We start from the raw sequence: 9,393 nt of genomic DNA on the forward strand, positions 1-9,393 counted from the left end.
GGGGTTGGAAAGCGAGACTGTTCTGGTCGAGGCGTCGGTTGGACCCTGCGAACGATTGCTGCCATGTCACCAGCGTTCCCAGCAGACCCCATTTCTGCGGCGCGATGACGATCGCCGCCAGACCACCCTGCCATTTGCCGGTGCCGGTTTCGTCCTTGCTTGCCGTCGGTGCTGTGATCTGGGGCCCTATCGCCACCTCGGTGTTACCGACCTTGAAGGGAAACAGGTCGATCAGGTTCAGGTCGCCGATCGACGTGGTCGTTCCTGTCTGTGTGGGAGCAGTCGCGACAGGCAGCGTGTAGCGAAAGAGTTGCGGTGTGCCAAAAGCCGCATTCGGGATGACGCCGCGGAACAGGAAGGCGTTGGTGTAATCGTTGCTGTCGTAGAGCTGCGGCGCCCATTGGTCTTGGAAACTGACCGTTATCTTGGGCGTCAGCGGATTGTTCGCTTCGTTCGCCTCGCTGGATGGGGGTGCGGCTTGGGCGAATGCCAGGGGCGTTATCGCAAGGGCCCCGATAACGCCCGCCATCCGGCAGAGCGCGTGAAGCGATCGGGTCGAGCCTGCGTGGCGAGCTTTCATCGGTGACCTCCGGGTGACTCGCGTCCCAGCATGGTGAGCGTCATGCCTATCTACGCATGCAGGGGCGGGCGTCGCGTCGGGAAAATGCATGAGGGGGCGTGCGTAGAACTACTTAAGGAGGCGCCGTCAAACCGTCATCAGGTCCAGGGTGGCAACGGAGCGCCATCGAGTGTTAGCGTTTCGCGGTCGGCGAATGCCGCTACAGGGGATGTAGACCATGGTTCGATTGAATTGGGGCAACGAAGCCAACCAGCGTATTGCTCGCCAACGCAAAGGGGGCGACTATCGTGGGGCGAATGCGTCCATGATCACGCGTGCGATCGATGGTGTCGGCATCGATAGCGGTACCGCACGGGAGGGCGACGGTGTCCGTGTCGTATACAACGTGTCCAGCGCCCATCTTCCACAGATTCTCGCGTCCGGATACGTGAACTGCTATCACCGCGGAACTCGGCGAACGATTGGAAACCCTTCGCAGGTATCGCCGCGTCGGCTCGGGGTCGACATAGCCATCGCGTCTGCCCTGGTGCCTCCGGTCTCGCATGAGGATATCCATTACGGCGCCGTCGAACTCAACGGCGTGGGCATGCGCTATTACGGCGACGTGTGTATCGTTCTGAAATCGTCGGAGTTCTCCGCCGACACGGTGGTCCTCTCCCGAAACTCGTATGACCTCACCCGGTCTCCCATGGCAGACATGATCAGCCAGGGTGCCCAGGTCGGCACGCTGATCCAACGCATGATGGGCACCCGGCTTGACGTGGCGTCCATGCTGGTTTGCAAGGTCATACGTGATCCTTCGATCGACGACCGGTTGCTGACAGTTGGCCGTATCGCCGCATCGTTGCTGCATGACGAGGAGTACTTCGAAGTCGTGAGGCTTGAGACATTCGATGTCTCGAGCATCGAGGAAATTCGCGTTTCTTCTGCCGATGCCACGCTGGAGATGCATATCGCCGAGCGGCAAAGGCAGGGACTGACACCCACTCTCGCTGAGTTGATATGGCGCCACCGCCGGGAACAGGCTGCCAGGTCCGCCGCGGCAAACAACCTTCCGTATCGTGTCGTGACGACAGACGGGCGGGTGAGGGCATGACCATGCAAGAGGAAGGGAGGCGGTGGTCCATCGATGCACTGGATGCCRATGGCGGAATTGCGTTCGCCAGTTTTCGCCAGAGTGGCGAGGCGGACATCGGAGACCTGGAGGTTGAGCACGCCGTGGTCGTGGCTGCGCCCCATTTCCGTCCCGTGCCAGTGTCCAGCCGTGCGCTCTCGCTCGGCGCCATAAGTCAGGGAGCGCAATCGGGCGTGTATGGCGACAGCGGAGAGGTGCGCTTCGATTCGCTCGATCAGCTCGTTGAGTTCGTGCGGAAGGTGTATGTCGGTGGGGGTGCTAGTGGAGCGACGCCAGCGCCAGAGACGGTACCCAATCCGCCCGAGGGGCCGAATGAGTATGAAGGCGCCGGGGAGGAACAAGAAGACTGGGGGCAGCGAGTGGCTTCGCACATGATTGCCGATTGGCTCGCTCTCGGGGTGAGCGAAAGTGACCTAGGTCGACCTTCGCTGCCACCTTTCAGTGACGAACTGCATTACCGCGGTCACCAGATCATAGCGCGCGCCGCCGTGTCAATTGGGATCTCGCTAATCGAGCGAATGCCATATCCCGACGATCCGATCGAGGACCAATCGCGCTGGATCGCGACGACGGACCACTTTATGTGGATGCTGCGATGCATTGACATGTCCGCGTTCGTCATGGATCCCTCCATGCATGAACTGCTCACGTCGTGCGGCATTCGGCTGCTCAATGACCCTAAGCGATCTTCTTACGCGACGGAGCGAGAAAATACGCCGATAGAAAGGTCTGCCGACCTTGCATGGGCGACTTATGATTTAGTCATCGAAGGCACGGTCGGAGATCCTTTCTACAACTTGGACATTCTTTATCGGTACCGGCGTTATCGCGACGAAAGCCATGCCGTTTCTTGCGACGTATTCAGTACGTTGGCGGAGTTGCCGATACCAGTCGGTGTAGGGCGTCTGGCCGGGCTGCGCGCAGGCGCATCGGTCGCCGACTTCGTTGCACATTGCTGCGCCACGTCCACGATAGAGGCCGATTCGCCCACCGCAACGGGTGTGCTCGTATTCGCCGCCTTCTGCCTCGTCGCGTCTTCGCGGATATCCGTCCTTGAGACGGGCGGCAGATTCAGCTCAGCGCTATTTCAGGTGGCACACCGCGATGCCATGCAGTGGTTGTCGCAACAATTCGGGAGCAGGCTCCCCGAAGAACTGCGTCATATGGTGATTGGCGCGCCTACTAGCAGCGATTCCAGGGAGTTATAGGCATGGACTACCAACCTTTCTGGTGGGAACGTTGCCACCTGATCCTTTCACAAGCCGACAAACCGTCGGACATCGCGTGGTGGGTCATACCGTCGTTATCAGCTCTCCTGGCCGTCATCGGTGCAGTGGCTGGCTCATGGATGACGATAGCGTTCGACCGAAAGAAAGCCGTGAACCAGGAGCTCGTCAAGAAGCGGCTGGAGCTTTACACCGCATACGTGCCCCTCGCCAACGACCTTTATTGCTTCCTCATGAAGGTCGGCAACTTTCGGAGCATGACGCCCAACGGCGTGCTGGATAACAAGCGCAAACTGGACCAGTTCATTCACCTGTATGGACCGTTGTTCTCGGGAAGCGGTCTGGTCGACACCTATAATATTTACATAGCACTCTGCTTCAAGACCTTCAGAGGTCATGGTGTGTCCGCCAAGATCCGGGCAGATTCGGCAAAACTCGCCAGGCAGTACGGAAGTGGCTGGCAGGCGTCCTGGGACGATAGCTTCGATACGACCGCAGTAGCACCGGATATCGAAAAGGTTCACGCCGCGTACAAGGCCTTTGTCAAGGAGTTCGCCTTGCAGGTCGGTGCGCAAGGTTAGGCTTGGGCAACGGACGGACCTAAGGATGCCTTTGCGGAGAGTGCATCCAAATCGTGGCTTGCCTGTCTCTAAAGGGTACATGGCTACTCCAGCCAACCCACGAGACAGGATTACTTATGGACGGTATCTACATCCCCATCATCGGCTTCCTCAGCATCGCGGCCATGTTCATCACCTTTTCGGTGCTGAACAGCTGGACCCAGTTCGAGGTGCAACGGACCCTACGGACCGCCATCGAGAAGGGGGCGCCGTTGACCTCGGAGCTGGTCGCGCAAATGGCGACCAACAAGTCCTCGCGCAAGACCGACATGCGTCGCGGCATCATCATCATGTCGATTGGTGTGGCGGCCTTAGTCGCCGGCCCGATCACGGGAATGGTGCAGGAGTTCACCACGGTCGCGGTGTTCCCGATCTTCGTGGGCCTTGGCTTCCTGCTGGTGTGGAAGCTGGAGCGAGGACAAGGCTCCCTCTGAGGAGCCCGCACCGGTGTTGACGCCAAAGACGGATAGCGAGTTGATCTCCCGATTCCTTGCTGGAGACCAGCGGGCGTTTGCTGATCTGGTACGGCGGTACCAGTCGCCCATTCGCCAGTTCTTGAGGCGTTTGTCAGCCGGCGATCATGCCCTGGCCGACGATATCGCACAGGAGACCTTCCTCAAGATGTTCACCAGCCTGGTGTCGTTCCGGGGCGAGGCCGGGATATCGACCTGGCTTCATACCATCGCCTACCGGACCTTCCTCCGTCACGTAGCCAACCGTTCGCGCCTCGAGTTCGTCGGTCATGACAGCATGCCCGAAGCGATATCGCCCGCGCCGACCGTCATGTCAGACATCCTCGTGGAGCAACTCATGAAGCACCTGAGCCTCGACGAGCGCCTGATGGTGACCTTGTCCGTTTCCGGAGGCATGAGTCACGCGGAGATTGCCGAGGTCACGCAGGCCCCGTTGGGCACCATCAAATCGCACATCAACCGCGCGAAGAAGAAGCTCGCACGACTGTTAGGATCCGAGGAGGAATGCATATGACCGGCCTGCCACCGCTGGAAGAGCTGCTTGCCTATGATCGACATCTGGAGGGCGAGGCCTTTATCCGTCTGGTCATGGGCCAGGCCGTGCGCCGTAGCCATCGTCGTCGCCGCGGCTGGATTCTCGTTGGCTCGGCGGTTCTCGCACTGGCCGTCGTGATAGGTATCAAACCCGATAACTTCACGATGTTTGCGGACCTTCACCTCCCGCTTCAACGGGTAGGCGACCTCGCCGCTGCGGTACCCGCGAGCGGACTGATCGTGGTCTTGCTGATCACTGCCCTCGTGGTCGGTGCCAGCAAGACCGTGGACAACATCTGAGATTCGGCACGGCCAGCGCTAGCTGGCCTCGCGATCCAGCAGCGCTCGCTTGCGCTGCACGCCCCATGCGTAGCCGGAGAGCAGGCCGTCCCTGCGGACGACCCGGTGGCAGGGAACGACCACCGCGAGGTGATTGGCGGCGCAAGCGCTTGCGACGGCGCGGACGGCCTGGGGCGATCCGATGCGCTTTGCGAGGTCGGTGTACGAAAGGACCTGGCCGGCCGGGATTTCGCGGAGAGCATCCCAGACCATGCGCTGAAAGGCCGTGCCGCGAAGGTCCAGCGGGAGATCGAACCCGTTACGCGGTGCCTCGATAAAGGCGACGACCCTGGCCATGAATGTCCTCTCGTCGCGATCGGCCTTGTACAGGCGTGCCGTGGGAAAGYGTTCCTGCAGGTCGCGCGCCAGCTCGACGACGTCATTCCCCAGAAGGACGGAGACGACGCCTTTCCCGGTTGTGGCAACAAGAATCGTACCCAGGGTCGACTCCCCGACGGCGAAGCGGATCTCTTCGACGACGACGCCATCCGGATGGCAGCGCTTGCAGGGCCGGAAACCCGTGGCCCTGGCTTCATCCAGGGTTGCATGTAGCTGAACATGTTTCGGGTCGGCGTGCCGGGAACGGCAGGAGGGCCGGCAGTAGATGCCCGTGGTCGAAACGGAATACCAGAACTGATCGTCGGCGCGTGCATCTCGTGCAAGGACACTTGCCCAACGTGGATCGGATTCGGTGCGTGTGCTGGCCATGGTCATCTCCATTGCTGTCGATTGGGTACGCCATGATCGACTAGCGCATGCAGGCGGACTATCCGGAACTTGCGGATCCAGCGAGGCGCAAGAATCGGAGTGTCCGTCCGCGGTATCGATGCGACCTTCTCGGTATTCACGAGGAGTGCTTTCATGATGTTTGATATCGACTGGACCGCGGTCTCTGCCGAACTCGACGCACAGGGCTGGGCCGTCCTGCCGAAGCTCCTGAACGAGGGGCAATGTGACGGAATCTCCGGGCTGTACGGAGGCGGGCAGGGTTTCCGCAGCCATGTAGTGATGGCTCGCCACGGTTTCGGCCGAGGGGAATACCGCTATTTCAGCTATCCCTTGCCGCCCCTGGTCGAAACGCTGCGAACGTCGATCTATCCCCATCTCGCGCCCCTGGCGAACCGTTGGCACGAGCGAGTGGGCAAGGATGTCCGCTTTCCATCCGACCATGCCGCCTTCATCGAGCGCTGCCACGAGGCCGGCCAGGTGCGTCCGACGCCGCTGTTGTTGCAGTACGGTCCCGACGATTACAACTGCCTGCATCAGGACCTCTACGGGGAGCACGTCTTTCCGATGCAGCTGGCCGTGCTGCTCTCCGAGCCCGGGCGCGATTTCGACGGCGGAGAGTTCGTCCTTACCGAACAACGTCCCCGGATGCAGACCCGGGTGGCCGTCGTGCCACTACGGAAAGGCGACGCCGTTCTCTTCGCGGTCAACAGTCGCCCCGTGCGCGGTGTCCGCGGTGACTACCAGGTCAAACTGCGCCACGGTGTCAGTCGCTTGCGGGCAGGGCACCGGCACACCCTCGGTGTAATTTTTCATGATGCAGGCCGGTCTACCTGAGCGCACCATGACGGTTGGGGCGATGGCTGCGGCGCTTCCGCGAAAGGACTAACCTCGGCATCGCTCCAACCCTGATTCCACTGACCCAACAGGAAGCCCAGGTATGAAATCAGCCTTTTACGTCGCGGCGACCGCCGCCGCCTTGCTCTCGGTAGCCGCTGTCGCGAAGACGCCACCGCCTGCCACCGCCCCTTCCATCGCCGCCGCCATCGCCGATACCCATCGGCCCGAGAAGGACACCCAGCAGGATGCCGTGCGTCGCCCTGCGGACCTGGTTGCGTTCTCCCGGGTGAAACCCGGCGATGTCGTCATGGACGTATGGCCGGGCGCTGGCTACTGGACCCGGCTGTTCTCGCCGGTCGTGGGCAGCAAGGGCAAGGTATATGCCTACGTTCCCGCTGAGATCGCGGGCTTCAAGTCGGATCCCGTCGCGGTGGCAAAAGCGCTAGCCGCCGAACCCGGACACGGGAATGTGGAAGCCATCTCGGATCCGATCGCCCAGCAGCCGGCGCCCTCCGCCTTCAATACATTCGATGTCATCTGGACCTTCGAGAACTATCACGACCTCCACGACAGCTTCATGAACGGAGCGAGCGTGGATGGATTCAACCAGGCCGTCTTCAAGCTGCTGAAGCCGGGTGGTTATTTCGTGGTCGTCGACCACGCCGCTGCGCCGGGCGCGGGCCTGAAGAACACGGAAGATCTGCACCGGATCGACCCGGCGACGGTCAAGGCCGAAGTCGAGAAGGCCGGCTTCGTGCTCGATGCCGAGGCGACGATTCTCGCCAATCCGGCAGACGATCACACGCTCAAGATTTTCGATCCCGCGATCAAGGGCAAGACCGACCGCTTCATGCTGCGCTTCAAGAAGCCGGCACAGTAAGGAGAGTGTCATGCATCGATTTAAACCAACAATGTGCGGCCTGGTTGCCATCGCGGCGCTTCTTGTGGGCACCTCGGTACAGGCCGATAAGCGCACGCAGCTGTCACAGCACGACCTGAGCATTCCAGGATGGGAGGAAGTCCAGGCGCGGGTCGACCTCGACCCCGGCCATATCGCCGCGAAACACCGTCACCCCGGCGAGGAGATCATCTACGTCGTCGAGGGGACGATCGAGTACGACCTGGAAGGCAAGCCGCCGGTGACGCTGAAAGCCGGCGACGTCCTGTTCGTCCCCAAGGGCGTCGTCCACAGTGCAAAGAATGTGGGCACGACGAATGCTGCCGAGATCGGCACGTACATCGTGCCGAAGGGCCAGCCCCTCCTGGAATGGGTGAAGTAACGAACCCGGCCGGATTCAACAAGAATTCGGCCGGACAGGGGCGCTGAATAGGAGGACCGCGACGGCCGCCTCGTCGCTATCAGGGAGACAGCGATATGAAACGCAGTCGGCTCCAGACCGTTCTTCTCGACGTTGCCGTGACGCTGGCCGCGGTCGGCGGTGCCACCGTCGGCATGGCCCGGGCAGAGGGTCCCACCAAGCCGGTCAGTCCGGTCATCATGATCAACAAGGCCGCCGCCACGACGCCGATCGACACCACGCCCTTGCGCGGCCCGCTCAGCATGCTTTCGGGCTCCGGCGGAAACATCACCGTCCTGACGGGCAAGCAGGGCAAACTGATGGTAGATGCCGGCATCGCGGTATCCCGGCCACGAGTCGAGGCCGCGCTTGCGGCGATAAGCAACGCGCCCATCAAATACCTGATCAATACCCACTATCACTGGGATCACACCGACGGGAATCCCTGGGTTCGCGACGACGGCGCGACGATCATCGCAACGGCAGGCACGGTGAAGCGGGTCTCGAGGTCCATACGCGTCGACGACTGGGACTTCACCTTCCCGGCCCTTCCAGCCCGGGCGATTCCTACCGAGGTGCTAACGGCCAACAAGACCTATCACTTCGACGGCCAGACCGTGGAGGTCGTGTTGGTCGATCCCGCCCATACGGATACCGACCTGTATGTTGTCTTCAAGGAGGCCAACGTGGCCTCGCTCGGCGATCTCTTCTGGAACGGCGTGTATCCCTTCATCGACAACGAGAACGGCGGTGGTATCGACGGCATGATCAAGGCTGACGATGCCGTGCTCGCCCGGTTGAAAGACGATGTCGTTCTTGTCCCGGGCCACGGCCCCGTCGGCAACAAGAAGCAGTTCCGCGAGTTTCGCGACATGCTTGCCGGCGTTCGCGACAAGGTGTCCGCGCTGAAGAAGCAGGGAAAGTCGCGTGACGAAGTGGTCGCGGCAAAGCCGACCGCGCCGTATGACGCGGTTTACGGGCACTTCGTGATCGATCCGGATTTCTTTACCCGTATCGTCTACGACGGGCTCAGGTAGCTTCCCAGGTACCCATGTCGAGCGAGTCCGGCGACCACCCGTCTTCAAAAAGCATCCACCGTTGCCGCAGTGCGCTACGGCGACGGACGATGCGCCTGGGAACGAACTGCCAGAATTGCTCAGCCTCGGCGAAGGACGCCGTGCCGTGGGAACCCAGAAGAACATCTCCCGTCATCTGGAGTACGTCTCCGGTCCGGAAGTCGGCGCACCATAATCCAGCCCGGGGATTGAGCAGGAAATTACCCAGCGTGTTGTAGAACGTGTTGCCTGGGAACTCCGGAACGGTAATGACCCCATTCGCCTCGACGCGCATGAATCCAGGGAGTCCGCCGCGATGGGAAACATCGACCTGACGCTCACCACCCTCGCGATCGACATAGGAAGCGACGAAGAACGTGTCGCCCGACGCGATCAGTGCGCGGGCCGGCTCGTCCAGAGCGGGCAGTTGTTCGGCGATCGCCGGCTGCCATTCGGCCTTTGACGAGGGGAATGAGGCGTCCCGTGCCTGGATGTACTTGGGACAGTTACCGAAACTCTGTTCGATCGCGAGCCTGAATACTCCGTGCGATTCACGTTCGATGTGAC

The 9,393-nt window shown here is 61.3% G+C and carries 12 protein-coding genes and 1 pseudogene; 10 read left to right on the forward strand and 3 right to left on the reverse strand.

What is annotated here, in order from left to right; all coding sequences use genetic code 11:
• Window positions 1-580 (reverse strand): hypothetical protein (locus AC1DSN_RS13205; protein WP_477331057.1); only part of this gene is annotated, 580 nt, incomplete at its 3' end.
• A 217-nt stretch (window positions 581-797) separates the two neighbouring features.
• Here AC1DSN_RS13205 and AC1DSN_RS13210 point away from each other — a divergent pair.
• The 6 genes from AC1DSN_RS13210 (at window position 798) to AC1DSN_RS13235 (ending at window position 4,868) form a co-directional block, all read left to right on the forward strand.
• Entirely contained in the window at window positions 798-1,676 is an 879-nt protein-coding gene (locus AC1DSN_RS13210; RefSeq protein ID WP_477297801.1) for a hypothetical protein, read from the forward strand.
• Window positions 1,673-2,923, forward strand: a complete 1,251-nt coding sequence (locus tag AC1DSN_RS13215; RefSeq protein ID WP_477331059.1) for a hypothetical protein — start codon at window positions 1,673-1,675, stop codon at window positions 2,921-2,923. The genes AC1DSN_RS13210 and AC1DSN_RS13215 overlap by 4 nt, the downstream gene beginning before the upstream one ends.
• A 2-nt stretch (window positions 2,924-2,925) precedes the next feature.
• Window positions 2,926-3,522, forward strand: coding sequence for a hypothetical protein (locus tag AC1DSN_RS13220; protein ID WP_477298387.1), 597 nt, complete (start codon window positions 2,926-2,928; stop codon window positions 3,520-3,522).
• A 116-nt stretch (window positions 3,523-3,638) separates the two neighbouring features.
• Entirely contained in the window at window positions 3,639-3,995 is a 357-nt protein-coding gene (locus tag AC1DSN_RS13225; protein WP_213947365.1) for a DUF6249 domain-containing protein, read from the forward strand.
• A gap of 13 nt (window positions 3,996-4,008) precedes the next feature.
• Window positions 4,009-4,548 carry an RNA polymerase sigma factor gene (locus AC1DSN_RS13230; RefSeq protein WP_477298385.1) on the forward strand — a complete coding sequence of 180 codons (540 nt, stop codon included), beginning with the start codon at window positions 4,009-4,011 and terminating at the stop codon, window positions 4,546-4,548.
• Window positions 4,545-4,868, forward strand: a complete 324-nt coding sequence (locus tag AC1DSN_RS13235) for a hypothetical protein (protein ID WP_477298384.1) — start codon at window positions 4,545-4,547, stop codon at window positions 4,866-4,868. Before AC1DSN_RS13230 ends, AC1DSN_RS13235 begins: the two co-directional genes overlap by 4 nt.
• An 18-nt stretch (window positions 4,869-4,886) precedes the next feature.
• On the opposite strand, the gene AC1DSN_RS13240 is transcribed toward AC1DSN_RS13235, so the two are convergent.
• Window positions 4,887-5,615 carry a methylated-DNA--[protein]-cysteine S-methyltransferase gene (locus tag AC1DSN_RS13240; protein WP_477331061.1) on the reverse strand — a complete coding sequence of 243 codons (729 nt, stop codon included), beginning with the start codon at window positions 5,613-5,615 and terminating at the stop codon, window positions 4,887-4,889.
• 153 nt (window positions 5,616-5,768) lie between these two features.
• Here AC1DSN_RS13240 and AC1DSN_RS13245 point away from each other — a divergent pair, with 153 nt between their 5' ends.
• The 4 genes from AC1DSN_RS13245 (at window position 5,769) to AC1DSN_RS13260 (ending at window position 8,808) form a co-directional block, all read left to right on the forward strand.
• Window positions 5,769-6,470, forward strand: a complete 702-nt coding sequence (locus AC1DSN_RS13245; protein WP_477298750.1) for a 2OG-Fe(II) oxygenase — start codon at window positions 5,769-5,771, stop codon at window positions 6,468-6,470.
• A 103-nt stretch (window positions 6,471-6,573) separates the two neighbouring features.
• Window positions 6,574-7,353, forward strand: coding sequence for a class I SAM-dependent methyltransferase (locus AC1DSN_RS13250; RefSeq protein WP_477331063.1), 780 nt, complete (start codon window positions 6,574-6,576; stop codon window positions 7,351-7,353).
• Window positions 7,354-7,363: 10 nt separating this feature from the next.
• Window positions 7,364-7,753: a cupin domain-containing protein gene (locus tag AC1DSN_RS13255; RefSeq protein WP_477295498.1), complete on the forward strand. Its 390-nt coding sequence runs from the start codon at window positions 7,364-7,366 to the stop codon at window positions 7,751-7,753.
• Between the two features lie 95 nt (window positions 7,754-7,848).
• Window positions 7,849-8,808 carry an MBL fold metallo-hydrolase gene (locus AC1DSN_RS13260; RefSeq protein ID WP_477295500.1) on the forward strand — a complete coding sequence of 320 codons (960 nt, stop codon included), beginning with the start codon at window positions 7,849-7,851 and terminating at the stop codon, window positions 8,806-8,808.
• Here AC1DSN_RS13260 and AC1DSN_RS13265 read toward each other — a convergent pair.
• Window positions 8,801-9,393 (reverse strand): annotated as a pseudogene (locus AC1DSN_RS13265) (hypothetical protein); the annotation flags it as partial. The gene AC1DSN_RS13260 and the pseudogene AC1DSN_RS13265 overlap by 8 nt on opposite strands.

The organism is Luteibacter sp. P4_D7_3, from assembly GCF_056401735.1.